Genomic DNA, 25,280 nt, shown 5'->3' with positions numbered 1-25,280 from the left:
CAACAAGCAGCCAGCAGCAATCCCGCCGAGAGGTTCACCCATGGCAGGCGAGACCGTCATCACGGTCGTCGGCAATCTCGTCGACGACCCCGAGCTGCGCTTCACCCCGTCCGGTGCGGCGGTCGCGAAGTTCCGTGTCGCGTCCACTCCCCGCACCTTCGACCGCCAGACCAATGAGTGGAAGGACGGCGAGAGCCTCTTCCTCACCTGCTCGGTCTGGCGTCAGGCGGCGGAGAACGTCGCCGAGTCGCTCCAGCGCGGCATGCGTGTCGTCGTACAGGGCCGGCTCAAGCAGCGGTCCTACGAGGACCGCGAGGGCGTCAAGCGCACGGTCTACGAACTGGACGTCGAGGAAGTCGGCCCCAGCCTGAAGAACGCCACGGCCAAGGTCACCAAGACCACCGGTCGCGGCGGCCAGGGCGGCTACGGCGGCGGTGCCGGCGGTCAGCAGGGCGGCGGCGGCTGGGGCGGCGGCCCCGGCGGTGGTCAGCAGCAGGGCGGCGGCGGTGCTCCCGCCGACGATCCCTGGGCCACCAGCGCGCCGTCCGGCGGCGGCCAGCAGGGCGGGGGCGGCTGGGGCGGAAGCTCCGGCGGCTCCGGGGGCTCTGGCGGCGGCTACTCGGACGAGCCGCCCTTCTAGGGCAGCTCGTACCCCACTTCTTGATCACACAGGAGATACACCATGGCGAAGCCGCCTGTGCGCAAGCCTAAGAAGAAGGTCTGCGCTTTCTGCAAGGACAAGACCGCGTACGTGGACTACAAGGACACGAACATGCTGCGGAAGTTCATTTCCGACCGCGGCAAGATCCGTGCCCGCCGCGTGACCGGCAACTGCACGCAGCACCAGCGTGACGTCGCCACGGCCGTCAAGAACAGCCGTGAGATGGCGCTGCTGCCCTACACGTCCACCGCGCGATAAGGGAAGGGTGACCGAAACATGAAGATCATCCTCACCCACGAGGTTTCTGGCCTCGGTGCCGCCGGCGACGTCGTCGACGTCAAGGACGGATACGCTCGCAACTACCTGGTCCCGCGCGGTTTCGCGATCCGCTGGACCAAGGGTGGCGAGAAGGACGTGGCGCAGATCCGCCGCGCCCGCAAGATCCACGAGATCGCGACCATCGAGCAGGCCAACTCCATCAAGGGTCAGCTCGAGGCCGTCAAGGTGCGCCTTGCCGTTCGCTCCGGCGACGCCGGCCGCCTCTTCGGCTCCGTCACCCCGGCCGACATCGCCTCGGCGATCAAGGCCGCCGGTGGTCCGGAGGTCGACAAGCGTCGCGTCGAGCTCGGTTCGCCGATCAAGACCCTGGGCTCGCACCAGGTGTCTGTGCGTCTGCACCCCGAGGTTGCCGCGCAGCTCGGCGTCGAGGTCGTCGCCGCCTAAGCGCTGACGCTCGACAGAGCAGTAGAAAGGGCCGCACCCCATCGGGGGCGGCCCTTTCGCCGTCTGTGCGGTGGCGGGTCCTTCATGGTGGCGCCGTTTCACGTGAAACGGCGTTCAGCGCGCAGCCCCCGTCACGATCCACCGGCCGGAACGTGCCCTCCACCACAGGGTCATCAACCGGACGGTCATCATCAAGGTCATCGCCCACCACAGAGTGGTCAGTCCACCTCCGAGAGTGGGAACCAGCAGGGCGACCGGGGCGAACACAGCCAGGGTGAGCAGCATGGCCGCTGCCAGATAGGGGCCGTCACCGGCGCCCATCAGGACACCGTCCAGCACGAACACCACACCGGCGATCGGCTGGGACACCGCGACGACCAGCAGCGCGGGGAGCAGCGTGTCACGGACAGCCTGATCACCAGTGAACAGGGGGACGAAGAGGGGCCGGGCGGCCACGATCAGGATCCCGAGCACCACACCCGAGACCACTCCCCACTGCACCATCCGCCGGCAGGCCTGTTTGGCGCCCTCCGCGTCACCGGCTCCCAGATAGCGGCCGATGATGGCCTGTCCGGCAATAGCGATCGCGTCCAGCGCGAAGGCCGTCAGGCTCCAGAGGGACAGCACGATCTGGTGAGCGGCGATGTCCGTGTCACCCAGCCTGGCCGCCACGGCAGTGGCGATCATGAGGACCGCTCGCAGCGAGAGCGTACGCACGAGCAGTGGTACCCCCGCCTGGGCGCTCGCCCGGATCCCCGCCGCGTCGGGCCGGAGCGAGGAACCGTGCTTACGTGCTCCTCGGACGACGACGACCAGGTATGCGGCCGCCATTCCGCACTGTGCGATCACGGTGCCCCAGGCCGATCCGGCGATACCGAAGCCGGCTCCGTAGACCAGTCCGGCGTTGAGCCCCGCGTTGGCGGCGAAACCGCCGACCGCGACATAGAGAGGGGTACGGGTGTCCTGGAGACCCCGGAGCACTCCGGTGGCCGCGAGGACGATCAGCATGGCGGGGATGCCGAGACTGGAGATGCGCAGATATGTGATCGCGTGAGGCGCGGCGGTATCGGAAGCTCCGAAAACCTCCACCAGCCATGGGGCCGCGGGAAGAGTGACCGCGATCACGGCGATACCGAGAGCCAGTGCCAGCCAGATGCCGTCCATTCCCTGCCGGATCGCCGACTGCAGGTCACCCGCCCCGACGCGGCGGGCAACCGCGGCCGTGGTCGCATAGGCCAGAAAGACGAAGACGCTCACTGCCGTCATCAACAGGGCAGCCGCGACGCCGAGACCCGCCAGTTGCGGGGTACCGAGATGGCCGACGATGGCGCTGTCGACCATGACGAACAGCGGCTCGGCGACAAGGGCGCCGAAGGCGGGAACGGCGAGCGCGATGATCTCCCGATCGTGCCGCCGCAGACGTTCCTTCGGCCCTGCCGGTAGCTGTGTCATGGGCGCCAATCTAATCTTCCACAGGTAAGTGACGCAAGCAGTAGGCAGTCCTTACCTTGGAGGGTGCTGCTCCTCGGTTCGGGCGCCGTTTGTTCTGATCTTGATCCGGTGAGGAAAGTTTTTCTCCCCCACAGGCGGTGGATGCGATAACCCCAGGTGAGAGGGGCCAAGAGGGGGAGGACGTGAACTTTTCCACAGTGCTGTCCCCCGGTCCGTGCACAGGTTGCGGAGGGTTCTCCACAGCATCTGATCCTTCGTCCACAGGGCCTGTGGATAACCAGATTGGCTGAGGCTCCCGCCGGGCCTACCGTGGACCGTCGCCCGACGTGCGGAAGCCCCTGCTTCAAACGGAGTCCGGCGACTCGATCTGTCAGTGCCGTGGCATAGAAAAGACTGCCATGGCGTAGGTCCGTGGAGCGGACGGGAGGAGGTGGCCCGGGTGAGCATTTCCGAGCCCTTGGACGACCCGTGGGCGGCCGACAGTCCGGGGGACCGTCTCCCCGCCTCCCGTCAGCGGCGCCATGAGGGGCGCGGTCGTGAGGACCAGCACGACCGCGGCAGGGAGAGCGGTGGCTGGGACGGGGGCTCCCCCGGATTCGAGCGCGTCCCGCCGCAGGACCTGGACGCTGAGCAGTCGGTTCTCGGCGGCATGCTGCTGTCCAAGGACGCGATCGCCGACGTCGTCGAGATCATCAAGGGCCACGACTTCTATCGGCCGGCCCACGAGACGGTCTACCAGGCCATCCTCGACCTGTACGCCAAGGGCGAGCCGGCCGACCCCATCACCGTGGCGGCCGAGCTGGTCAAGCGTGGCGAGATCACCCGGGTCGGCGGTGCCCCGTACCTCCACACGCTGGTCCAGTCGGTTCCGACGGCGGCCAACGCCTCGTACTACGCGGAAATCGTCCACGAGCGGGCCGTGCTGCGCAGGCTGGTGGAAGCCGGCACCAAGATCACGCAGATGGGTTACGCCGCCGACGGTGACGTCGACGAGATCGTGAACTCCGCCCAGGCCGAGATCTATGCCGTCACCGAGCAGCGCACGAGCGAGGACTACCTTCCGCTCGGCGACATCATGGAGGGCGCGCTCGACGAGATCGAGGCGATCGGTTCCCGCAGCGGCGAGATGACCGGTGTGCCGACGGGCTTCACCGACTTCGACTCCCTGACCAACGGCCTGCACCCCGGCCAGATGATCGTGATCGCCGCGCGTCCCGCGATGGGTAAGTCGACCCTGGCGCTCGACTTCGCGCGAGCCGCCTCGATCAAGAACAACCTGCCCAGCGTGATCTTCTCGCTCGAAATGGGCCGCAACGAGATCGCGATGCGACTGCTGTCCGCGGAGGCCAGAGTCGCCCTGCACCACATGCGGTCGGGCACGATGACGGACGAGGACTGGACGCGGCTGGCCCGGAGGATGCCGGACGTGTCGCAGGCGCCGCTCTACATCGACGACTCACCGAACCTCTCGATGATGGAGATCCGCGCGAAGTGCCGTCGGCTGAAGCAGCGGAACGACCTCAAACTCGTCGTCATCGACTACCTGCAGCTGATGCAGTCGGGCGGCTCGAAGCGGGCGGAGAGCCGTCAGCAGGAAGTCTCCGACATGTCCCGTAACCTCAAGCTCCTCGCGAAGGAGCTCGAGGTTCCCGTGATCGCGCTCTCCCAGCTGAACCGTGGCCCCGAGCAGCGCACGGACAAGAAACCGATGGTGTCCGACCTCCGTGAATCCGGCTCGATCGAGCAGGACGCGGACATGGTCATCCTTCTGCACCGTGAGGACGCCTACGAGAAGGAGTCCCCCCGCGCGGGCGAGGCGGACCTGATCGTGGCCAAGCACCGTAACGGCCCCACTGCGACGATCACCGTGGCCTTCCAGGGCCACTACTCGCGGTTCGTTGACATGGCGCAGACCTGATCGGCTGAAGGGCAGCGGGAGAAGGCGGCGGTTGGTGCCGGCGCTCTGAGGTAGCGTCCCGGCACATGACGGCCGACGGCGAGCGGTACCTGCAACTCCGGCCCTGGTACGGGGCGGAGGCCGCGGGCGCACCGGGGAGGCCGGAGGCCTAGCAGGGGGCGCCGGCGGCCCCGGGGGAGTCGGAGGGCCGTGACGCCGACCGGCCCGTCAGGGGCTCACTTCCCCAGGGGCTGGGTGAAGCGCAACAGGTTGCCGGCAGGGTCGCGGAATCCGCAGTCACGAACGCCGTAGGGCTGGTCCATCGGCTCCTGCAACACCTCGCCGCCCGCGGCGCTGATGCGCTCGAAGGTGGCGTCGCAGTCGTCCGTCGCGAAGATGACGCCGCGCAGCAGGCCCTTGGCCATCAACTCCGCCATGGCCTCCTTGTCGGCCGGTGAGGCGTTCGGATCGGCGACGGGCGGCTCCAGGACGATGTTCACGTCCGGTTGAGAGGGCGCGCCGACGGTCACCCAGCGCATCCCCTCGAACCCCACGTCGTTGCGTACCTCGAGGCCGAGCATGTCGCGGTAGAAGGCGATTGCCTTGTCGTGGTCGTCGACGGCGATGAAGCATTGGGACAGCCTGATGTCCATGCCGTCACGCTACGGCCGGGCGGCAGGGTTCGCTTCTCCATTCCTGACCGGCCGAGTGTGGATCTTGGCCATGCATGCCGGGATGGCGGCGCCCTGTTCGTGGTTGCGGGCCCGGTAGGCGCTCGGGGTCTCGCCGACCAGCTCGGTGAAGCGCGAGCTGAACGACCCGAGCGACGAACAGCCGACCGCGAAGCAGACCTCGGTCACCGTGAGGTCGCCGCGGCGCAGCAGTGCCTTGGCGCGCTCGATGCGGCGTGTCATCAGGTAGCTGTACGGGGTCTCGCCGTAAGCGGTGCGGAAGCTGCGGGAGAAATGCCCCGGCGACATCAGGGCGTCATGTGCGAGCGCGGGGACGTCGAGCGGCTCGGCGTAGTCGCGGTCCATCCGGTCGCGGGCCCGCCGCAGGCGTACGAGGTCGTCGAGATCTTGCCGTCTCACCTGAGCATTTTCCCACAGCACTGCGGCCGGCGATGGGTAAACGGGGACGATGCGCGGTGCCGGAGCCGGAGAAACAGGTGGCGGCCGGAGCGGCGACCGGATCGATCAGGAATCGAGAAGCGAGGGCCGTTGCCCCGTCACTAGCGTCATCGCCATGGACATCAGCATTCACTGGGCCTTCCTCCCGCACAACGACCCGGACGCCTCCCTGGCGTTCTACCGCGACACCCTCGGCTTCGAGGTCCGCAACGACGTCGGGTACGGCGACATGCGCTGGATCACGGTCGGCCCTGCCGACCAGCCGGGGACGTCCATCGTCCTGGAGCCTCCGGCCGCCGACCCGAACATCACCGACGACGAGCGCCGCGCCATCGCCGAGATGATGGCCAAGGGCAGCTACGCCCGCATCACCCTGGCCGCCGCCGACCTCGACGGCACCTTCGAGAAGGTGCGGGCCGGCGGTGCCGAGGTTGTTCAGGGACCGACCGAGCAGCCGTACGGCATCCGCGACTGCGCGTTCCGCGACCCCGCCGGCAACCTGATCCGTATCAACGAGCTCCGCTGAGCCGACCGGCGATCGCCGTCATGGCCTTGCACGGACGGGGCCGTGCGAGGCCGCGCACGACGCCGGTGGCACGCCTGGAGGCCTGCGGCACCGAGGATCGTCGACTCGGCCGCGCCGGCGAAGGAGAAACAGACATACTGCTCGAGCCGAGCAGGCGACGCCGACGGGGACCGCGAAGGCGGCCCGCCCAACAGATGGAGACACGATGAGCAAGGCCACGAGGACGGACACGCGATCGCCTGCGCTGCACGTTGCCGACAGCCACGATCTGATCCGGGTGCACGGCGCGCGCGAGAACAACCTCAAGGACGTCAGCATCGAGATCCCCAAGCGCCGTCTGACGGTGTTCACCGGTGTCTCCGGCTCGGGCAAAAGCTCGCTCGTGTTCAACACGATCGCCGCCGAATCGCAGCGGATGATCAACGAGACCTACAGTGCCTTCGTCCAGGGCTTCATGCCGACGCTGGCCCGCCCCGAGGTCGACGTACTCGACGGGCTGACGACCGTGATCACTGTCGACCAGCAGCGGCTGGGGGCCGACCCCCGCTCCACGGTGGGCACCGCCACGGACGCCAACGCGATGCTGCGCATCCTCTTCAGCAGGCTCGGGCAGCCGCACATCGGCCCGCCCAGCGCCTACGCGTTCAACGTCCCATCGGTCCGGGCGAGCGGTGCGATCACCGTCGAGCGCGGTGCCAAGAAGGCGGTGAAGGCGACCTTCACCCGCACCGGCGGCATGTGCGAGCGCTGCGAAGGCAGGGGCTCGGTCTCCGACATCGACCTCACCCAGCTCTACGACGACTCCAAGTCGATCGCCGAGGGCGCGTTCACCATCCCCGGCTGGAAGTCGGACAGCTTCTGGACCGTGCGGCTGTACGCCGAGTCGGGCTTCCTCGACCCGGAGAAGCCGATCCGGAAGTTCACCAAGAAGGAGATGCAGGACTTCCTCTACCGGGAGCCGACCAAGGTGAAGGTCGAAGGAGTGAACCTCACCTACGAGGGGCTGATCCCCAAGATCCAGAAGTCGTTCCTGTCCAAGGACAAAGAGGCGATGCAGCCGCACATCCGGGCGTTCGTGGAGCGTGCCGTCACCTTCACCACCTGCCCGGAGTGCGACGGGACCCGGCTCAGTGAGGGAGCCCGGTCGTCGAAGATCAAGGGGATCAGCATCGCCGATGCCTGCGTGATGCAGATCAGCGACCTGGCCGCATGGGTCCGCGGCCTCGACGAGCCGTCAGTGGCGCCGTTGCTGACGACGCTGGGCGGAACCCTCGACTCGTTCGTGGAGATCGGGCTGGGATACCTTTCGCTGGACCGGCCGTCGGGCACGCTGTCGGGCGGCGAGGCGCAGCGCGTCAAGATGATCCGCCACCTCGGTTCCTCTCTCACCGACGTCACCTACGTCTTCGACGAGCCGACCATCGGCCTGCACCCCCATGACATCCAGCGGATGAACGACCTGCTGCTGCGGCTCCGGGACAAGGGCAACACGGTGCTCGTCGTGGAGCACAAACCGGAGACGATCGCGATCGCCGACCACGTGGTCGACCTCGGTCCCGGCGCCGGTACGGCGGGCGGCACCGTCTGCTTCGAGGGCACCGTCGAGGGGCTGCGGGCCGGTGACACCATCACCGGCCGCCATCTCGACGACCGTGCGGCTCTCAAGGAGACGGTGCGGAAGCCCACCGGCAAGCTGGAGATCCGCGGCGCGACGGCGAACAATCTGCGTAACGTCGACGTCGACATCCCGCTCGGCGTACTGGCCGTCGTCACGGGCGTCGCCGGTTCCGGCAAGAGCTCGCTCCTGCATGGGTCGATCCCGGTCGGCGAGGATGTGGTGTCGGTGGATCAGGGTGCGATCCGTGGCTCGCGGCGGAGCAACCCGGCCACGTACACCGGGCTGCTCGACCCGATCCGCAAGGCCTTCGCGAAAACCAACGGCGTGAAGCCGGCGCTGTTCAGCGCCAACTCCGAGGGCGCTTGCCCGAACTGCAACGGCGCCGGCGTCACCTACATCGACCTGGCGATGATGGCCGGCGTCGCAACACCCTGCGAGGAGTGCGAGGGCAAGCGGTTCCAGGCCTCGGTGCTGGAGTACCACCTCGGCGGCCGCGACATCAGCGAGGTCCTGGCGATGTCGGTGACCGAGGCGAAGGACTTCTTCGGCGCCGGCGAGGCGCATACGCCTCCCGCGCACAAGATCCTCGAGCGGCTCGCCGACGTCGGCCTCGGCTACCTGACCCTGGGGCAGCCGCTCACCACGCTGTCCGGCGGCGAGCGGCAGCGGCTCAAGCTGGCCACACACATGGCAGAGAAGGGCGGCGTCTACGTCCTCGACGAACCGACCACCGGCCTCCACCTCGCCGACGTCGAGCAACTGCTCGGTCTGCTCGACCGGCTCGTCGACTCCGGCAAGTCGGTCATCGTCATCGAGCACCACCAGGCCGTGATGGCGCACGCCGACTGGATCATCGATCTCGGTCCCGGCGCGGGTCACGACGGCGGCCGGATCGTCTTCGAGGGCACACCGGCCGACCTCGTCGCCGCGCGTTCCACCCTCACCGGTGAGCACCTCGCGGCCTACGTCGGCAGCTGACCGCGGCTTCACGGACACGGTGGGACGAGATCGCTCGACAGACCGCTCGACGACCTCGTCCCCGTGTCGCCGATCAGTCCCCGTCTCACCGTTAATGCGGTCGACGCGGGTGGACGGCACCGATAGACCTGATCCATGACTTCAGCCATGGAAGAACTGCTGCCGAGTACCCGGCGTTCCCTTCTGCACCGCATCGCCGTAGCCCAGAGCGAAGGGCGCGCACCGTCGCTCGCCGCCGCGGTGCAACGTCACGGGCACCTGGTGTGGGCGGGATCCCGTACGTCCGTCGATGGGCATGCGCCGGACGCGGACACCCAGTACCGCATCGGTTCCATCACCAAGACGTTCACCGCGGTCCTTGTGATGCGGCTGCGGGACGAGGGGCTGCTCGGTCTCGACGACCCGCTGGAGAAGCATCTGCCCGGCACGGGGGTGGGTGAGGTGACCATTGCCCAATTGCTGGGGCACACTGCCGGCCTCAGCGCTGAGACGCCGCCTCCGTGGTGGGAGCGAACCCCTGGTTCCATGCGCCCTCAGCTCTCGGACGTGCTCGGTGAGGGGACGGGGATGCACCCTGCCGGCCGGCGGCACCACTACTCCAACCCTGGCTACACCTTGCTGGGATCGCTGGTCGAAGCGGTCCGAGGGATGTCATGGGAGGAGGCACTGAGGCGGGAGATCCTCGAACCTCTGGGACTGGAGCGGACGAGTGCACAGCCGCAGGCTCCGCATGCCGGCGGATGGGCCGTTCACCCATGGGCGGACGTGATGCTTTCCGAGCCTGTCGAGGACCTCGGGCTCATGGCCCCTGCCGGGCAGCTCTGGTCCACCCCTGCCGACCTGTGCCGGTTCGCCGCATTCCTTGCCGAGGGGGACGAGCGGGTGCTTGCTGCTGAGTCCGTGCGGGAGATGCGGGTGCCGTCCGTGCCGCTGGAGGCGGAGGAGTGGAACGGCACCTATGGGCTGGGACTCCAGATCGTGCGGCAGGAGGGGCGGACTCTCGTCGGTCATTCCGGCTCGTTGCCCGGGTTCGTCGCGGGACTGTGGGTGAGCGTGGACGACGGCGTCGCTGCCGTGGCGCTGGCCAATGCCACCTCCGGGCTGCCGGCGGCGACGGTCGCCGCAGACCTGGTGCGCATCGTCGCCGACGCCGAGCCGAAGATTCCTGAGCCGTGGCGCCCGCTGCCCGAGGTCGACCAAGAGCTGCTGGGGCTGACCGGCCCCTGGTACTGGGGGACCTCTGCCTATGTCCTGCGCCTTGTCGCGGATCGGGGCGTGGAGCTGGAGCCGCTGCGCGGAGGGGGCCGCCGCTCGCGCTTTCTGGCCGGCGCCGACGGGACGTGGGTCGGTCTGGATGGTTACTACGCGGGAGAGACGCTGCAGGTGGTGCGCCGAGGCGACGGTTCGGTGAGCCACCTGGATCTGGGCTCATTCGCCTTCACGCGGGAACCTTACGAGCCCGGCGACGCTGTTCCCGGGGGTGTGGACCCCGAGGGCTGGCGAGGATTCCGGTTCTGAACCGCATATGACGTTTCACGTGAAACCGGACATCGGTGGGGTTTCACGTGAAACGTCGACCGGTCGTACGGGGCGCGGACACCAGCAGTAGTTCGAGCTTTCGCCCGCCAGGTCTATGCCGCGACGGTCGGCGCCTTGAGCTCCTCGACGGCTCTGACCAGCGGGGCGAGCTCCGGGTCCTTCGCTGCCTCGTCGAGTGCCTCGCGAAGTGCCGCATCGTTGGTGGGCCGGGCTTCCGCCAGCAGTTGCAGGCCCGCTTCACTGACGTCGGTGTAGATGCCCCGGCGGTCGGTAGGGCAGAGGTAGCGAGCCAGAAGTCCGCGGTCCTCGAGTCGGGTGACCAGCCGGGTGGTGGCGCTCTGGCTGAGGACGACGGCGTCGGCGACCTGCTTCATCTGGAGATGGCCGCCTTCGCCGCTGTGCTGACGGCTGAGAACATCGAGGAGGGAGTACTCGCGGACGCTGAGGTTGTGCTTCGCCTCGAGGGCCCGCCCGATGTGGGTCTCGATACGGCCATGGAGCAGCGAGAGAGCGCACCACCCCTGCGCGAGGGCGGTAAGGGCGGGGTCGGTCGCTGTCATCTGTCTCCTCCTCGGTACCGGAGCGGCTTACCACAAGGGTAGGCCATAACCGCAATAGACCGCGTATGCAATCTTAAGGCGCGTGCAACTATGCGCCGTCGGGCCCCGTCGTGTCCGACTAGCCTGCCGCGACCGTCAGCGGAGCGAAACGGCGGGTCCAGTCTCCCGGGAGCTCCGCTGTGCCGAGGGTCATCACGGCGTTGAAGGCGATCGGCTCCAGGCCCCGCTCCTTCACCCAGTCGAGAAGGTCCTTGTGGCGCACGTCGATGTCGGTGCGCAGCGGACGGTCCGTTTCGTCGGCCAGTGAGGAGATCAGAGCCTTCGCGGTCTCCGTGTCCCGGGCGATCAGAGGACCGATGACATGGGTGTCCATGTTCGGCCAGGCCGCCGCGTAGCCCGTCAGTCTGCCGTCCTCCTCCGCGACGCGGAGCTGGTCGGCGAACGAGGGAAGCCGCGTGATCATGTGGGTGCGGTCGAGGCCGAAGACCTCGGTGTCCAGACGCACCACCGCGGCCAGGTCCTCGGCGGTCGCAGGGCGGGTCGACACCTGCGGTCGTGGGCCCGAGGCGGTGAAGCGGCCCCGGACCATCTCGGCGCGGCCGGTCGTGGTGAAACCCAGTTCTTCGTAGAGCGGCTGTCCGTAGGGCGTGGCATGGAGGGTGAGGGGGGTGCTGCCCATGTCCTGAAGCACGTGCTTCATCAGGCGGCGCCCGATGCCCCGGCGGGAGTACCGCTCAGCGACCAGCACCATGCCTACGGCGGCGAGGCCCGTGCCGTAGTGGGTGACGATGCAGGAGGTCACAAGGCCCTTGCCGTCGGGATCATCGATCCCGTATCCCGTGCCTGCTGTGAGGAGCAGACCCCACTTGTGCTCCTCCCGCGGCCATCCGCGGTCCTCGGAGAGATCGGCACACGCGGCCAAGTCGTCCTTGGTGAGACGCCTGATGGGGAGTTCGGACAGCGGTGTCTGCATGAGGTCAGGCTGTCTGACGCGTTGATCGTTCGTCCACCACTTTTCGTGAACTGGTCGAGACGCGGAGCCGGCGGCCGCGCCGAGTGGGACCCCACGGCTTGAGGACCGAGATGACGGTCATGAACACATAGGCGGTCAGGGAGACCGCCGGCCCCATCAGAAGGTCGCGAGGTTCCGCGACAACACCGCCGGAGGCCACGGTTTCGGCTGCCCTGCCTACCCCGGGGCGGAGCACGAGGACGGACGCGGTGGTGGTCGCAAGGGTGAGCCAGAACTTGATGAACACCCATCGATGGCGCGCCAGTCCCCACGGCGTGCCAAGTGACAGCACGAGGCCACTGGTCAGGGTGAGCAGCGCCAAGGGCAGCACCAGCCAGTCGGCGAAGACCTCCATCGATCGATACGACGCTTCGGCCATGGAAGCGGATTCCGAGGTGTACGCCGCGAGCGCAAGGGCCAGCAGGCCGAGAGTGAGACCGAGCCAGCCGGCCGATGCGGCGACATGGACGACGAGTGTGGTCCGGCGAACGGGACGCTTGAGTGGTTTCACGTGAAACACGGTGCCTGTCGCCATGGTCCTGCTGCGTCTGACAGCGGGAGTAACCACGGGTACTAACCTCGGCGTACATGAGCAGACGGCCAAGGCTTCACATCTTCGATCTGGACGGCACCCTGATCCGCGGCTCGGCGGCCCCGGTCGAGATATCACGCCAGCTCGGGTTGCTGGAGGAGATCGGTGAGGTGGAGCGGGACCTGATCGCAGGCAGGATCGGACCGCCGGAGTACGCGGTGCGGGTCCACGCTCTGTGGACGGATCTCACCGAGGCCCATGTGGCGGCTGCCTTCGAGTCCGCTCCCTGGCTCACGGGCATCCGGGAGGTGTGGAGCGAGATCCGGTCGCGTGGTGACTACTGTGCTGTGATCTCCCTGTCGCCGTCGTTCTTCGTGGAGCGGCTGCTGGACTGGGGCGCCCACGCGGCCCATGGATCACGATTCCCCGACGTTCCCTTCACGCAGCCCGTGGATCCGGCAGGCATCCTCAGCGCGGCCGCGAAGGTGGAGATCGCCGACCGGCTCTGCACAGGTTTCGGACTGGGGCTGGACGACTGCGTCGCCTACGGGGATTCCCTGTCGGATGCCGCGATCTTCGCGGCGGTGCCCACGGCGGTGGCCGTGAACGCCGACCACCACGTCGCCGGACTGGCCAGCCACACCTATGTGGGAAGCGATCTTCGTGAGGCGTATGAACTGGTGTGGTGCGCCGGATAGTTCGATCCGGAGGATCAGCCGAGGTCGGGTGCGTGCATGGCCCTGACGCCTTCGATGTTGCCGTCCAGATAGTGCCGCAGTGACAGCGGCACCAGATGGACGGCGGCGATTCCGACGCGGCTGAACGGCACGCGCACGATCTCGTACCCTCCGCAGGGTTCGTCGACCTCTGGGCCGTGCCGCAAGGAGGGGTCCATGGATTCCAGGCGGCAGACGAAGAAGTGCTGCACCTTCACCCCCGTCACGCCGCCGTCGGCGATGTGCTCGACCGTGTCGACGAAGCACGGAACGACATCGGTGATCTTGGCGCCGAGCTCCTCGTCGACCTCCCGGTGGAGGGCGTCGACGACGGTGGCGTCTTCGGACTCGACCCCGCCGCCGGGCGTGAGCCAGTAGGGATCCACGCCGGGCTTGGTCCGCTTGATCAGGATGAGGTCGTTCCCGTCGAGCAGGATGGCGCGTGCGGTGCGCTTGACCACTGGTCGTTCGGTCATGGCAAGAGAGTGGCCCATGTCTTCGCTCTTGAAACTCCTGTGGGCGTTCTGCGCCGTGTGTTCACCACTCGGCCGCGGTGCGCAACAAGGCTTCGTGCGCCCGGGCGATATGGGGGTGGGCGAGGGTGCCGGTGCGTATGACCAGGAAGTACGTGCGCAGAGGGGGCACGGGTGGTTCGAGGAGAGCGACGATGCGACCGCGTTCGAGGGCGTCCTCGCACAGATAGCGCGGCAGTACGGCGAGCCCGGCCCCCGATGCGGTCGCTTCCAGGGCGGCCCTCAGATCGGGCGCGATGACGGTGCCTGCTGCGGCCGGCCGTGAATCGAAGACGGAGTGCCAGTACCTCGAGACGAACGGCAGGGACTCATGGACCTCGACCACAGGGAGCTGTTCGAGGACGACATGCCCCTTGCGTAACACAGAGGGCCCCAGGTGGACCGCCCAGCGGGGCGCCGCGACGAGGACATGCTCCTCGTCGCACAGCGGCGTGGCGGTGAGGAGCCGGCCACGGGGCCGGGCGGTGGCGATGGCGAGGTCGTGGTGGCCCGCGGCGAGCCCTTCGAGGGCCTCCTCCGCGTTCCCGAAGGAGGCGCGCAGGGTGAATCCCTGGCCGATCAGGGGCGTGAGCGCGGGAAGTGCGCGCGCGGAGGTGAACTCGGGCGGCCCGGCGAGATGGACCGTGCGGATGCCGGTCTCGGTGTCGAGACCTACTTCGGCTATCTCGAGCAGGGCGTCCAGATGCGGTGCCGCGCGGTGTGCGAGTTCGTCCCCGATGGTGGTTGGAGTTACGCCGCGCGCCTGTCGAAGGAAGAGCGGCCGGCCGAGCTGCCGCTCCAGTGTGCGGATCTGACCGGTGACCGCGGGCTGGGAGAGTCCGAGCAGTGCGGCGGCGCGTGTGAACGACCCGGCCCGGTGCACTGTGACGAATGTGCGCAGTAGGGCCAGATCCATGCCATGCCCTTCCCGATCCGACGTTGCCCCCGAACCCGGCCAACTATAAATAAGTCGATAGGTCTCTGTCGCTAGCGTGATTGGACACTGACGCTGAGTCAACTAGCCTTGTCGGCACGGTTCTTCGCGCGCAGGAGCCGAGGGCGGTCCGAGCCATGAGGGGGGAGGCTCGGACCGCCCGTTCACCAGGCTCAGCCGGTGAGCGTGGACGTGGGCACGTCCCCTGCCGCGGCGGCCGCCTCGTCCAGTGCCCGCAGCACGTCCGCCACCAGGTCGTCGCCGTCCTCGGCGCCGGCGGAGAAGCGGATGAAGCCCTCGGGTACGGCGTCACCGCCCCAACGGCCTCGGCGTTCGGCGGTCGAGCGCACCCCGCCGAAGCTGGTGGCGTCGTCGACCAGGCGCAGACCGTCGAGGAAGCGCTCCGCGTGGGCGCGGTCGGGCAGGTTGAAGGAGACGACGCATCCGAAGCGCCGCATCTGCTGCGCGGCGATCTTGTGCGAGGGGTCGTCCGGCAGTCCGGGATGACGCAGACCGCTGACCTCGTCGCGGCCGCTCAACGCCCGCGCGACGGCCAGCGCGTTCGCGCTCTGCCGGTCCGCGCGCAGTTGCAGTGTGGCGAGCGACCGGTGCGCGAGCCAGGCCTCCATCGGTCCCGGGATCGCCCCGACGATCTTGCGCCAGCGCCGCACCCCGGCCGCGAGCTGCGGATCGCGGCAGGTCACGTGCCCGAGCAGGATGTCTCCGTGGCCGGTCATGCCCTTGGTGTCGCTGGCCACCGAGAAGTCGGCGCCCAGCTCGAGCGGACGCTGTCCGAGGGGGGTGGCCAGTGTGTTGTCCACGGCGACGAGCGCGCCTGCCGCATGGGCGAGATCGGCGAGCCGCCGCACGTCGCACACGTCGAGTCCCGGGTTGGAGGGCGTCTCGATCCACAGCAGGCGCGCCCCCTCCAGCAGTGCTGCCTGGGCGTCGCCGCCGGTCGGCGCCGTGCGTACCTCGATGCCGAACGCGCGCAGCTGCTCGTGCACCAGAGGCAGGGCCTGATAGCCGTCGTCGGGCATGACGACGACGTCCCCCGCCTTCAGCTGCGACATGAGCACGGCGGAGATCGCCGCCATGCCGGAGGCGAAGGTGACGGTCTCGACGGCCTCTCCGGGCGCCTCGAGCTCACCGATGGCCCGCTCCAGATGGGTCCAGGTCGGGTTCTCGTCGCGGCCGTAGGTGTAGGGGCCCGTCGGCTCACCGGGCAGATGGAAGTGAGCCGCGAAGACGGGCCCGGGCAGGGTCGGTTCGTACTTCACCGGTTCGGGCAGCCCCGCCCGTACCGCCGTGGTGCCGTCCCCCTGGGTCGTGCCTGTCATGCCGCTCGCTCCTCAAGTGCAGTTCTCACGGCGTCGAGCAGTGCCTTGCCCGCCGCCTCCACCATCTCCAGGCAGTCCTCGAAACCGTCCATGCCGCCGTAGTAAGGGTCGGGGACATCGAGGTCCTCCGGCTGCGCGGGGTCGTACGCGCGCAGCATCCGTACCTTGGCGGCGTCCGCCGGCGTCGGTGCCAGCCTCCGCAGCGCCCGCAGATGTCCTTCGTCCAGCGCGATGACCAAATCCAGGCCGTCGAACCACTCCGCCCGGAACTGCCGGGCGGAGTGGTTCGAGGGGTAGCCGTTCGCCTCCAGCACCGAGACGGTACGCGGGTCGGCGCCGTCCCCCTCGTGCCACCCACCGGTGCCGGCGCTGTCGACACGCACGACGGGGCCGAGCCCGGCGTCCTCGACGAAGGCGCGGAAGACCGCCTCGGCCATCGGCGACCGGCAGATGTTGCCCGTGCAGACGAAGCAGACGCGATAAGGGGAGTTCATGCGCCGATCAGTCCTTGTCGGGCAGGGCGAGGTTCAGCGCCCAGGAGACGACGGAGATGATCAGGCCGCCGAGCACCGCCGTCCAGAAGCCGTCGACGTGGAACCCGAGCTCCAGCGTGTCGGCGAGCCACGAGGTGAGGAGCAGCATCAGAGCGTTGATCACCAGGGTGATCAGACCGAGGGTGAGGATGAACAACGGCAGGGTCAGCAGCTTCACCACGGGCTTGACGACGAAGTTCACCAGGCCGAAGAGAAGGGCGACCAGGACCAGGGTCCAGGCCTTCTTGCCGGTGCTGTCACCGGTCAGTGTTATGTCCTGCAGCAACCACACGGCCACCCAGAGGGCACCGGCGTTCGCGATCGTCTTGACTAGGAAATTCATCATGTGTCTGATCGTGACAGACGTGATCGGACCGAGTGCAGGGGCGGGACAGGCATGAAGGCATTCCGGCTGGACGAACTCGAGGCGGAGCGCGCCGCGAACGACGGGGCATACCTGCAGTTCCTGCGGGAACGGAACATGTCGGTCGGCCTGTACGCGCTCGACGCCGGTGAGATCGACCCCCAGCTGCCCCACAAACAGGACGAGGTCTACTTCGTGGTCAGCGGCCGCGCGGCGATCACCGTGGGCATGGAGACCACGCAGGTCGGTCGCGGGAGCGTCGTCTACGTGCCGGCGGGGGTCCCGCACAAGTTCCACCACATCACCGAGGACCTGCGGGTCATGGTGGTCTTCTCTCCGCCTGAGAGCTGACGGCCGACCCTGCCGGTCCCTAGGGGTTCGGTCAGGGGAGTTCAAGGGCTCGCGGGCCCCGTTCCACGCTTCCGCCCGCCTAGCATCGAAGGCAGGCAAACCGGAGAAACGAGGTAGGGACGATGGCTGTGCGGGAGATGCTCACGGGGATGCCGTGGTGGGTGAAGTGGGTGGCGATCCCTGTGATCGCGCTGGTCGTGTTCGGTGGACTCATCGCGAGCGTCGTCGGGTTCGTGATCGGGCTGCTCTTCAAGCTGCTGGTCTTCGTCGCCCTCGTCGGCGGACTCGTCTTCGTCGTAAGGAAGTTCATGTCGTCAGCCGGCTCACGCGGTGACTGGTAGCCGCACGGCCCACCAGGGGTGCCGCCGTTAGCCCGGCCGGGGGAACGGCCGGGCAATCGGCGTACGCGGTCAGGCCCTCCCGTTTAATGTGGCTGCCCTCTGCCGCCCCTTGGGAACACCGGCGTTCCCAACAGCACCTGTAGGTGTCCCGGGGTCGATGCTTGTCGAGGGCTCGGGGCTGCGGCGGCCGCGCGGGGGCGGCCCCCTCGCGGGTGGGCGTGCTGCCCGCCACCATGCCTGGGGGTGACCTGTGGCCGGGACGACGAAAGCCGCTGCACCTACCCTGATCAGCTCCGTGCAGCGTGCCTTGAGACTGCTGGAAGCGGCCGGCGCACATCCGGACGGGGCTCCCGCGAAGCAGCTCGCACGCGAGGCCGGGATCCCTCTGCCGACCGCCTACCACCTGCTGCGGACCTTGACCCACGACGGCTACCTGCGGCGGCGGAGCGGTGTGTACACGCTCGGGGACGCCGTCGAACGTCTGGTCGGCGGTACGCCGGAGGATCGACGCACCACCCTCGAGGACTCCCTCGCGCACTGGCGGGACGCGATCGGTGTCCCCGTCTATTTCGCCGTCTACCGCGAGGGCGAGATCGACATCGTCGCGGTCTCCGACACGCCGTACGCCCCCGCCGTGCCCGAGTTGGCCGACTTCCGGGAGACCGGACACGCACATGCGCTGGGCCAGTGCCTGCTCGGACAACTCGACGAATCGTCCCGCCGCGACCACCTGAGCCGCCATCCCGTGCAGCCCGTGACGCCGTACACGGTGCGTGACGGGCGCACGATGCTCGAGCGACTCGCCGCGCGAGGGTCCATGGAGCCCGTCGTGGAACGGCAGGAATATGCACTCGGCACGGTCTGTGCCGCCATTCCGATCACTGTGGGTCGCCATGCCGCAACGATGGCCATTTCCCTCCCGTTGGACCAGGAGGCCAGGCTGCTTCCGGCAGTTGAGCAGTTGCGCAGCCGAATCGGTGGGCTGTTGGGGTCACTTGCCTTCTCTATCAGTATCTGAAATATCACTCCTTGTGATCTGCTAGGCCTTCGACCACGATGGCGTCAAGAGGGTCTAGGGGGATCGTTCCTGGTCGTTTCCTTCTGCTTTGTCGGTGCGGGTTCATTCATTGCTTCATCTGCTGCGGGGTATGTGATGTGCGAGTCGGTCCAGGCCGAGGTTCTGATGAGGTTCCTCGTCTCCGAGGAACTCTCCTTCCGGATTCCGGTGGGACTGGATTACGAGACAGGAGATCCGTATGCGGTGCGGATGACCTTCCACCTGCCCGGTGACGCGCCTGTGACCTGGGCATTCGGGCGGGAGCTGCTGCTCGACGGGATCAACGGGCCGAGCGGGGACGGTGATGTGCACATCGCGCCCGTGGGACCGGAAAGCCTGTCGGACGTCATGATCAGGCTTCGCGTCGGCGCGGATTCCGCACTGTTCAGGGCGGGAGCGGCGCCGCTGGTCGCCTTCCTCGACCGCACGGACAAGCTGTTGCCGATGGGGCAGGAGCTCACGCTGGGTGACCTTGAGCTCAGCCTGGAGGAAGCGCTCGGCCGCATCCTCGCCGAGGAGAACGCCGGCTGACGCGCCTGCCCCCGCCACACGCCGTCCGCTCACGCCTTGCGCCGCCGCCCCCTGCCCGTCCGCACCGGCGCCCCGTTCTCCTTGCCCGGCCCCGCCGGACCGGAGCGGTCCGCGGAGACCACCAGGGCGGCGAGGGCGGTGGTCACCGGCACCGACGCGACCAGGCCGATCGACCCCACCAGCGTCCGTACGATCTCCTCGGCCACCAACTCGCTGTTGGCTACGGTGCCCACGCTGGACTGCGCGATGGAGAAGAGCAGCAACAGCGGCAGAGCGGCGCCCGCATAGGCGAGCACCAGCGTGTTGACGACGGAAGCGATGTGGTCGCGGCCGATACGGATGGCCGAGCGGTAGAGCGCCCGGGGCCCCATGTCGGGGTCCGCCTGATGCAGCTCCCACACGGCCGAGGTCTGCGTCACCGTCACGTCGTCCAGAACGCCGAGCGAGCCGATGATGACGCCGGCCAGCAGCAGGCCGCTCATGTCGATCTCGGGATACAGGCCGTGGATCAGACCGGTGTTGTCGTCGGTGTTCCCACTGAGGCTGGCCCAGCCGATGAACAGTGAGCCGAGCAGCCCGATCAGCAGCAAGGAGATCAGTGTGCCGAGCACCGCGACGGAGGTCCGCGCGGTCACCCCGTGGCACAGGTAGAGCGCGATCAGCATGATGGCGCTCGCCCCGACCACGGCCACGACCAGGGGATTGGACCCCTGCAGAATCGCGGGCAGGATGAAGAGCGTCAACACGGCGAACGAGGCGGCGAGCGAGATCAGGGCCATGACGCCGCGCATCCGACCGACGAGCACCACGACGAGTGCGAAGATCCCGGCCAGCAGCGCCATGGGGAATCCCCGGTCGATGTCCGTCACCGAGTACTGGAGATCGCGGGGCGCGTCAGGGGCGTACGCGACGACCACACCCTGACCCTCCTTCAACTGCCGCGGCGCGTCCGGCTGGACGATCTCGACGAAGGTGCGGCCCTTGTCCTTGCCCGTGGTCACTTCGACGGTCGCCCTGGCGCACTGGCCCTGCTGCGAGTTGACCGCCTCGCGGCCCTCCGGCGTGGAGGTGTCGCCGGTCGGCGGGACCTGGGCGGCGTTGACGTCCTTGCAGTCGACCCTCTCGAGGGAGACCACCTCGCCCTGCTCCGTCTGGCGGTCGAAGCCGACACCGGTGCGCTCATGGCCGGGTGCGCCCCCCGGCCACAGTACGGCGAGCCCGACGAGGACAGCCGTCGCGAAGGGGATCAGAACAGCGGCGATGACCTTGCGAAGGTGCTTGGAGACTGGCGCGGCGGGCCCATGACTGTGCGCATGACTGTGGGCCTGGCCGTGCGGTTCTGGGGGCTGCGGCGATGAGGTCACGGACCGATCATCGCAAGAGCAGGAGGGGCCCTCTGTTCAGCGCGCCAGATATGACGCTAGCGTGGTGGCACCTTTGCACACGCGGGAGCTCGGAGCACCGGGCTGAGAGGGCGCTGACCTTCGTACATCCGTACGGGACAGCTGCGCCGACCGCCGAACCTGTTACCGGGTAATGCCGGCGTAGGGAGTAGGTCTCATGACCGTATCGGACGCACGCACGCCTGCCTCGGACCAGAACGACGAGGCCGAGAAGTCCATCGGCTGGCACAAGGGATACGTCGAGGGTTCGCGCCCCGACCTCCGTGTGCCGGTCCGCAAGGTGCACCTCACCAACGGCAAGGACGTGACCCTGTACGACACGTCCGGTCCGTACACCGACCCGAACGTCGAGACCGATGTACGCCGCGGCCTGCCGCCGCTGCGGGAGAACTGGATCATCGGCCGCGGCGACACCGAGGAGTACGCGGGGCGGCCGGTCAGGCCCGAGGACGACGGAATCAAGCACACATCGCCGCGCGGCGGGCTGCGCAACCTCGACGCGGTGTTCCCCGGCCGCCCGCGCCAGCCCCGCCGCGGACGTGACGGCCAGGCGGTCACCCAGCTCGCGTACGCCCGCCGGGGCGAGATCACGCCGGAGATGGAGTACGTCGCCATCCGCGAGAACGTCTCCCCCGAGGTGGTGCGGGAGGAGATCGCGGCCGGCCGGGCCGTTCTGCCGGCGAACGTGAACCACCCGGAGATCGAGCCGATGATCATCGGCAAGCGGTTCCTGGTGAAGGTCAACGCCAACATCGGCAACTCCGCGGTCACCTCCTCCATCGAGGAGGAGGTGGAGAAGATGACCTGGGCGACCCGCTGGGGCGCCGACACGGTCATGGACCTGTCCACGGGGCGCAACATCCACACCACCCGTGAGTGGGTGCTGCGCAACTCCCCCGTGCCGATCGGTACCGTGCCGCTGTACCAGGCACTGGAGAAGGTCGACGGCAAGGCCGAGGAGCTGACCTGGGACGTCTACAAGGACACCGTCATCGAACAGGCCGAGCAGGGCGTGGACTACATGACGGTCCACGCGGGGGTACTGCTGCGCTACGTGCCGCTGACGGCGCGCCGCAAGACCGGCATCGTCTCGCGCGGCGGCTCGATCATGGCGGCGTGGTGCCTCGCGCACCACAAGGAGTCCTTCCTGTACGAGCACTTCGAGGAGCTCTGCGAGATCCTCGCCGCGTACGACGTGACGTACTCCCTCGGTGACGGCCTGCGGCCCGGCTCGATCGCGGACGCCAACGACGAAGCGCAGTTCGCCGAGTTGAAGACGCTCGGGGAGCTCAACTCGATCGCCAAGCGTTTCAATGTTCAGACGATGATCGAAGGCCCCGGTCACGTCCCGATGCACAAGATCAAGGAGAACATCGACCTCCAGCAGGAGATCTGCGAGGAGGCGCCGTTCTACACCCTCGGTCCGCTCACCACCGATGTGGCCCCCGCCTACGACCACATCACCTCCGGCATCGGAGCGGCCATGATCGCCTGGTGGGGCACGGCCATGCTCTGCTACGTGACACCCAAGGAGCACTTGGGCCTTCCGAACCGTGACGACGTGAAGACCGGCGTCATCACCTACAAGATCGCCGCGCATGCGGCGGACCTCGCCAAGGGGCACCCGGGTGCCCAGGAGTGGGACGACGCACTCTCCGACGCGCGCTTCGAGTTCCGGTGGGAGGACCAGTTCAATCTGGCCCTCGACCCGGACACGGCCAGGGAGTTCCACGACGAGACGCTGCCGGCCGAACCGGCGAAGACCGCGCACTTCTGCTCGATGTGCGGTCCCAAGTTCTGCTCGATGAAGATCAGTAGAAGCATCACAGAGCGGTTCGCCCCGGATCTCGCCATGACCAGTGACGATGAGGTCGAAGCGGGCATGCTCGCCAAGTCGAAGGAGTTCGCGGAGGCCGGCCACCGCGTCTACCTGCCTATCGCGACCTGATCTTCTGACGTTCAGCGTCCCTCGGCATACGCTCCGGGGGACGCTGTCGTCTTTGAACCGCGCTGCGGCAGGACACACTCTGGTGGCACGAACCGGGCGGCGACCTCTTATGGGCCATTGTGACCGGCGCAGGCCGACGCGTTCGCGGGACCGGGGAGTCGCCGAGCTTCAGGGTCACCGTCCATGAACCGCCGATCAATTCAGGCACGACGAACGTGTTGGCTCGCCCCGATCGTTCAGCGAGTTTGGCCTGTTACCTCGCAAGTTCCGGTGCTCTGAGGACCCGTTCGGACTGCGGGCCTGCGCGCATCGGCTCCTTCAACGATGGGGCGGCTGTCGGCTCACTCCAGGATGGCGAGGTGGTCGGCGGCGCCCCCTCGCCACTCGATGAGGAACAGGGTCGCGTCGTCACTGGTGCTCCCGCCCCGTTCCTCCTTCAGGGCGTGGGAGAGCGAGCGCACCACCGCCCGCACTCCCTCCCCGGTCTGCTCGATGCGGTTGACCCCGTGGATGAGCTGTTCCTCGCCGAACTCCTCTCCGCCGGCTTCGTGCTCCTCGATCAGGCCGTCGGTGAAGCACAGCACCCGGTCGCCGCGCAGGAGCATCTCCTCGCTGACCTGGGGCTTCTCACCTCCGAAACCGACCGGGAAGGTGGTGGGGCCATCCAGCCGGCGCAGGACCTGGTGGTTGCGGATCAGCAGTGGTGCGGGGTGACCCGCGTTGACCCACTGCAGGTGGCCCGTTGCGATGTTCAGACGCATCATCTGCGCGGTGACGAAGTGTTCGGGGCCGAACTGCTCGGCGATGGCCCGGTCCATGAACGCATAGATCTCCGACAGGCCGATACCGGCCCGTCTGGAGTGCCGGTAGGCGCCGATGGCGACGGTGGCCATCGTGGCGGCGTTGAGGCCGTGGCCCATCGCATCGAGCACGGCCACGTGCAGGATGTCGTCGTTGAGTGCGTAGTCGAAGCTGTCGCCGGCGACGTTGTAGGCGGGCTCCAGGATTCCGGCCACCGCGACCTGGGGGACGGACATCGCCAGCGGCGGGAGCAGAGACCACTGGATCTCCGCGGCCACGCTCATGGGTTCACGGCGCCGGGTGAGGAAGAACTGGTCGGTGTAGCTGTGCTTGGTGACCAGCATGTCGGCGATCAGCCCGGCGAGCCTGCGCAGCAGACGCCGGTCGTCGTCATCGACGGTCACCAGGGTGAGGACCAACACTCCCACCTGGTCGCTGCCGTCCAGCAACGGCAGATACATCCGAACGCCATCGGCCTGCGGTACCTCGACAGGGGCCGCGTTCAGGAAGGCCATGCCGGCATGGGAGTCACCGATCGGCTCAGGCTCACCGACGCTCAGCCCCCTGCCCGGCAGCGGCATGAGCAGGAGCTGTGCATAGTCCTGCAGGAGGATCGAGATGTCCCGGCCACCGACCCGGGCCACCTCTTCCGCGATCAGCGGGGCGATCAGCTGCGGCGGCATCTCGTGTGCCCGGTCCAGCAGCACCCCCAACAGCCGCTCACCGAACCCCTCCGACCGGTCCACCCTGTCCTTGCCGGGCTGCCGATCGCCCTCCGCCATAGAAGCGCCCTTTCACGTCACCAGCCCTGCTTTCACGTTCGCCTGCCGCGCCGGCTGTCTCCAACGAGTGGGTCGCCCGGGGTAGCCGTGTGCTGGGCTTCGATGCCTTGCTGCCAGGATCCGCTCGATCACTACCGTCGCGTCGACCGTGCGCAACGGCCCCGGCGTTTTGCACACCGGGGCCGCTCATCCAGGCCGGTCGCACGTGAGAAGTGCGCCGACCCATGCACAATGCTATGCCTATGCCGTGTCTCCGGCATAAGGGACTCTTCAGGCAATGCATTCCTTCGTCGGGAAAGGCTCGGCGCCGTGTCGGCCGCGTTCCTCCTCATCGGCCTGAGCGGGATTCCGTGTTGCGTCAGCGTGACCATGCAGTCGACCGTGGTGAGCCCGTCGCCCGCGAGATACGCGCAGGCTGCGGCCAGGTCCTGCCTTTCCTCAGACTTCGTCCGTCTGTGTGCGGTCCTGCGCGGAGGGTCGACTGGTTTCCAGCCAGGGCTGTGCCCGCTTTGCCGTGTGCGTCGTGTCCACCGTGAGGTGGAGGCGGGTTCCGCCGTCGCTCCCCGCGGGGTAGCTGCGCTGTTCGGTGGCGGCGAAGCGTTGACGGAGTGCCTCTGCGACCTGACGGGCGGCCTCGGGGGATGCCGCGACGATCCGCACCTCGGCCCGCCCGTCCGAGGGGGGTTGTTCCGTTGGCTTCAAGTTGGCTTCTTTCATCGGGACGACGTGCCGGTGGACGGACGCTTGGCGCCACGCCCACCGGCACGGCCCCGGTCAGGAGACAGGTCAGGCGCCATCGGCGGCCCCGTCTCGGTGTTCGCCTTGAGTGGTGACGAGCGGGTTGGCGGGGACGGCGGGCGACCCGGCATGTTCTTCCGGTGTGGGGTATTCCGGCTCCGTCGGCCGATTCCCGGCAGGGCGTCGCCGTAGTGGAATGCTGCGATCCGTTCGTCGTGCCGGCCGTTGAGCCGATGGATGAGCAGCACCCCGATGATGATCATGGCGATGATCGCGGACACGGTGATGGCGATTTCCATGT

At 68.0% G+C, this 25,280-nt stretch carries 28 protein-coding genes; 13 read left to right on the top strand and 15 right to left on the bottom strand.

Annotated features, from left to right (window positions below):
- Nucleotides 1-40: 40 nt before the first annotated feature.
- From ACTMTU_RS11125 to rplI, 3 genes are read left to right on the top strand one after another with little or no spacing between them, the layout of a single operon-like run.
- Entirely contained in the window at nucleotides 41-640 is a 600-nt protein-coding gene (locus ACTMTU_RS11125) for a single-stranded DNA-binding protein (protein WP_441263317.1), read from the top strand.
- A gap of 42 nt (nucleotides 641-682) precedes the next feature.
- Nucleotides 683-919 (top strand): 30S ribosomal protein S18, encoded by a 237-nt coding sequence (gene rpsR / locus ACTMTU_RS11120; RefSeq protein WP_005315025.1) that lies wholly within the window; start codon nucleotides 683-685, stop codon nucleotides 917-919.
- Nucleotides 920-937: 18 nt separating this feature from the next.
- A complete protein-coding gene (gene rplI, locus ACTMTU_RS11115; protein ID WP_005315027.1) occupies nucleotides 938-1,384 on the top strand; it encodes a 50S ribosomal protein L9 in 447 nt (148 codons plus the stop codon).
- 114 nt (nucleotides 1,385-1,498) lie between these two features.
- Here the strand turns inward: rplI and ACTMTU_RS11110 are convergent, their stop codons facing one another.
- Nucleotides 1,499-2,836 carry an MATE family efflux transporter gene (locus ACTMTU_RS11110; protein WP_441263316.1) on the bottom strand — a complete coding sequence of 446 codons (1,338 nt, stop codon included), beginning with the start codon at nucleotides 2,834-2,836 and terminating at the stop codon, nucleotides 1,499-1,501.
- Between the two features lie 439 nt (nucleotides 2,837-3,275).
- Here ACTMTU_RS11110 and dnaB point away from each other — a divergent pair, with 439 nt between their 5' ends.
- Entirely contained in the window at nucleotides 3,276-4,754 is a 1,479-nt protein-coding gene (dnaB, locus tag ACTMTU_RS11105; protein ID WP_005315032.1) for a replicative DNA helicase, read from the top strand.
- Between the two features lie 215 nt (nucleotides 4,755-4,969).
- Here the strand turns inward: dnaB and ACTMTU_RS11100 are convergent, their stop codons facing one another.
- Nucleotides 4,970-5,386, bottom strand: a complete 417-nt coding sequence (locus ACTMTU_RS11100) for a VOC family protein (RefSeq protein ID WP_441263315.1) — start codon at nucleotides 5,384-5,386, stop codon at nucleotides 4,970-4,972.
- A gap of 9 nt (nucleotides 5,387-5,395) precedes the next feature.
- Nucleotides 5,396-5,770, bottom strand: coding sequence for a helix-turn-helix transcriptional regulator (locus ACTMTU_RS11095; RefSeq protein ID WP_441263703.1), 375 nt, complete (start codon nucleotides 5,768-5,770; stop codon nucleotides 5,396-5,398).
- 208 nt (nucleotides 5,771-5,978) lie between these two features.
- Between ACTMTU_RS11095 and ACTMTU_RS11090 the strand changes: the two genes are divergently transcribed.
- The 3 genes from ACTMTU_RS11090 to ACTMTU_RS11080 all read left to right on the top strand — a co-directional run bounded on the left by ACTMTU_RS11090 (nucleotide 5,979) and on the right by ACTMTU_RS11080 (nucleotide 10,503).
- Complete coding sequence (locus ACTMTU_RS11090) at nucleotides 5,979-6,389, top strand: VOC family protein (protein WP_441263314.1); 411 nt, start codon at nucleotides 5,979-5,981, stop codon at nucleotides 6,387-6,389.
- A 205-nt stretch (nucleotides 6,390-6,594) separates the two neighbouring features.
- Nucleotides 6,595-8,985: an ATP-binding cassette domain-containing protein gene (locus ACTMTU_RS11085; protein WP_441263313.1), complete on the top strand. Its 2,391-nt coding sequence runs from the start codon at nucleotides 6,595-6,597 to the stop codon at nucleotides 8,983-8,985.
- A 135-nt stretch (nucleotides 8,986-9,120) separates the two neighbouring features.
- On the top strand, nucleotides 9,121-10,503 hold the full coding sequence (locus ACTMTU_RS11080) for a serine hydrolase domain-containing protein (RefSeq protein WP_441263312.1): 1,383 nt from the start codon (nucleotides 9,121-9,123) through the stop codon (nucleotides 10,501-10,503).
- Nucleotides 10,504-10,616: 113 nt separating this feature from the next.
- Here ACTMTU_RS11080 and ACTMTU_RS11075 read toward each other — a convergent pair whose 3' ends face one another.
- The 3 genes from ACTMTU_RS11075 to ACTMTU_RS11065 all read right to left on the bottom strand — a co-directional run bounded on the left by ACTMTU_RS11075 (nucleotide 10,617) and on the right by ACTMTU_RS11065 (nucleotide 12,607).
- Nucleotides 10,617-11,084 carry a MarR family winged helix-turn-helix transcriptional regulator gene (locus tag ACTMTU_RS11075; RefSeq protein WP_441263311.1) on the bottom strand — a complete coding sequence of 156 codons (468 nt, stop codon included), beginning with the start codon at nucleotides 11,082-11,084 and terminating at the stop codon, nucleotides 10,617-10,619.
- A gap of 118 nt (nucleotides 11,085-11,202) precedes the next feature.
- Nucleotides 11,203-12,057 (bottom strand): GNAT family N-acetyltransferase, encoded by an 855-nt coding sequence (locus tag ACTMTU_RS11070; protein ID WP_441263310.1) that lies wholly within the window; start codon nucleotides 12,055-12,057, stop codon nucleotides 11,203-11,205.
- 4 nt (nucleotides 12,058-12,061) lie between these two features.
- Entirely contained in the window at nucleotides 12,062-12,607 is a 546-nt protein-coding gene (locus ACTMTU_RS11065) for a DUF2269 domain-containing protein (RefSeq protein ID WP_441263309.1), read from the bottom strand.
- Nucleotides 12,608-12,684: 77 nt separating this feature from the next.
- On the opposite strand from ACTMTU_RS11065, the gene ACTMTU_RS11060 reads away from it, so the two are divergent.
- Nucleotides 12,685-13,326, top strand: coding sequence for an HAD family hydrolase (locus tag ACTMTU_RS11060; RefSeq protein WP_441263308.1), 642 nt, complete (start codon nucleotides 12,685-12,687; stop codon nucleotides 13,324-13,326).
- A gap of 14 nt (nucleotides 13,327-13,340) precedes the next feature.
- On the opposite strand, the gene ACTMTU_RS11055 is transcribed toward ACTMTU_RS11060, so the two are convergent.
- The 5 genes from ACTMTU_RS11055 to ACTMTU_RS11035 all read right to left on the bottom strand — a co-directional run bounded on the left by ACTMTU_RS11055 (nucleotide 13,341) and on the right by ACTMTU_RS11035 (nucleotide 17,009).
- Nucleotides 13,341-13,820 carry an NUDIX domain-containing protein gene (locus tag ACTMTU_RS11055; RefSeq protein WP_441263307.1) on the bottom strand — a complete coding sequence of 160 codons (480 nt, stop codon included), beginning with the start codon at nucleotides 13,818-13,820 and terminating at the stop codon, nucleotides 13,341-13,343.
- A 61-nt stretch (nucleotides 13,821-13,881) separates the two neighbouring features.
- On the bottom strand, nucleotides 13,882-14,772 hold the full coding sequence (locus ACTMTU_RS11050) for a LysR family transcriptional regulator (protein ID WP_441263306.1): 891 nt from the start codon (nucleotides 14,770-14,772) through the stop codon (nucleotides 13,882-13,884).
- 191 nt (nucleotides 14,773-14,963) lie between these two features.
- Entirely contained in the window at nucleotides 14,964-16,130 is a 1,167-nt protein-coding gene (locus ACTMTU_RS11045; protein WP_441263305.1) for a cystathionine gamma-lyase, read from the bottom strand.
- Nucleotides 16,127-16,624: a low molecular weight protein-tyrosine-phosphatase gene (locus tag ACTMTU_RS11040; protein ID WP_441263304.1), complete on the bottom strand. Its 498-nt coding sequence runs from the start codon at nucleotides 16,622-16,624 to the stop codon at nucleotides 16,127-16,129. The genes ACTMTU_RS11045 and ACTMTU_RS11040 overlap by 4 nt, the downstream gene beginning before the upstream one ends.
- Before the next feature lie 7 nt (nucleotides 16,625-16,631).
- A complete protein-coding gene (locus ACTMTU_RS11035) occupies nucleotides 16,632-17,009 on the bottom strand; it encodes a phage holin family protein (protein WP_441263303.1) in 378 nt (125 codons plus the stop codon).
- 51 nt (nucleotides 17,010-17,060) lie between these two features.
- On the opposite strand from ACTMTU_RS11035, the gene ACTMTU_RS11030 reads away from it, so the two are divergent.
- From ACTMTU_RS11030 to ACTMTU_RS11015, 4 genes are all read left to right on the top strand, one after another.
- A complete protein-coding gene (locus ACTMTU_RS11030; RefSeq protein ID WP_441263302.1) occupies nucleotides 17,061-17,378 on the top strand; it encodes a cupin domain-containing protein in 318 nt (105 codons plus the stop codon).
- A gap of 128 nt (nucleotides 17,379-17,506) precedes the next feature.
- On the top strand, nucleotides 17,507-17,719 hold the full coding sequence (locus ACTMTU_RS11025; protein ID WP_441263702.1) for a DUF5326 family protein: 213 nt from the start codon (nucleotides 17,507-17,509) through the stop codon (nucleotides 17,717-17,719).
- A gap of 250 nt (nucleotides 17,720-17,969) precedes the next feature.
- Nucleotides 17,970-18,737: an IclR family transcriptional regulator gene (locus tag ACTMTU_RS11020; protein ID WP_441263301.1), complete on the top strand. Its 768-nt coding sequence runs from the start codon at nucleotides 17,970-17,972 to the stop codon at nucleotides 18,735-18,737.
- A gap of 135 nt (nucleotides 18,738-18,872) precedes the next feature.
- Nucleotides 18,873-19,307 (top strand): SsgA family sporulation/cell division regulator, encoded by a 435-nt coding sequence (locus ACTMTU_RS11015; protein WP_441263300.1) that lies wholly within the window; start codon nucleotides 18,873-18,875, stop codon nucleotides 19,305-19,307.
- 29 nt (nucleotides 19,308-19,336) lie between these two features.
- Here the strand turns inward: ACTMTU_RS11015 and ACTMTU_RS11010 are convergent, their stop codons facing one another.
- A complete protein-coding gene (locus ACTMTU_RS11010) occupies nucleotides 19,337-20,671 on the bottom strand; it encodes a YibE/F family protein (protein ID WP_441263299.1) in 1,335 nt (444 codons plus the stop codon).
- 196 nt (nucleotides 20,672-20,867) lie between these two features.
- Here ACTMTU_RS11010 and thiC point away from each other — a divergent pair, with 196 nt between their 5' ends.
- Nucleotides 20,868-22,658 (top strand): phosphomethylpyrimidine synthase ThiC, encoded by a 1,791-nt coding sequence (thiC, locus tag ACTMTU_RS11005; protein ID WP_441263298.1) that lies wholly within the window; start codon nucleotides 20,868-20,870, stop codon nucleotides 22,656-22,658.
- 341 nt (nucleotides 22,659-22,999) lie between these two features.
- Here thiC and ACTMTU_RS11000 read toward each other — a convergent pair whose 3' ends face one another.
- The 3 genes from ACTMTU_RS11000 to ACTMTU_RS10990 all read right to left on the bottom strand — a co-directional run bounded on the left by ACTMTU_RS11000 (nucleotide 23,000) and on the right by ACTMTU_RS10990 (nucleotide 25,278).
- Entirely contained in the window at nucleotides 23,000-24,241 is a 1,242-nt protein-coding gene (locus tag ACTMTU_RS11000) for a PP2C family protein-serine/threonine phosphatase (RefSeq protein ID WP_441263297.1), read from the bottom strand.
- A 438-nt stretch (nucleotides 24,242-24,679) separates the two neighbouring features.
- Nucleotides 24,680-24,958 carry a hypothetical protein gene (locus tag ACTMTU_RS10995; protein ID WP_441263296.1) on the bottom strand — a complete coding sequence of 93 codons (279 nt, stop codon included), beginning with the start codon at nucleotides 24,956-24,958 and terminating at the stop codon, nucleotides 24,680-24,682.
- On the bottom strand, nucleotides 24,955-25,278 hold the full coding sequence (locus ACTMTU_RS10990; RefSeq protein WP_441263295.1) for a hypothetical protein: 324 nt from the start codon (nucleotides 25,276-25,278) through the stop codon (nucleotides 24,955-24,957). Before ACTMTU_RS10990 ends, ACTMTU_RS10995 begins: the two co-directional genes overlap by 4 nt.
- Nucleotides 25,279-25,280 lie beyond the last annotated feature (2 nt).

The sequence above is a fragment of the Streptomyces sp. OZ13 genome (assembly GCF_052068155.1).
In the GTDB taxonomy this organism is placed as follows: Bacteria; Actinomycetota; Actinomycetes; order Streptomycetales; family Streptomycetaceae; genus Streptomyces.
The sequence above is the reverse complement of the archived record's forward strand: the minus strand, read 5'-3'. Positions and strand labels throughout refer to the sequence as shown.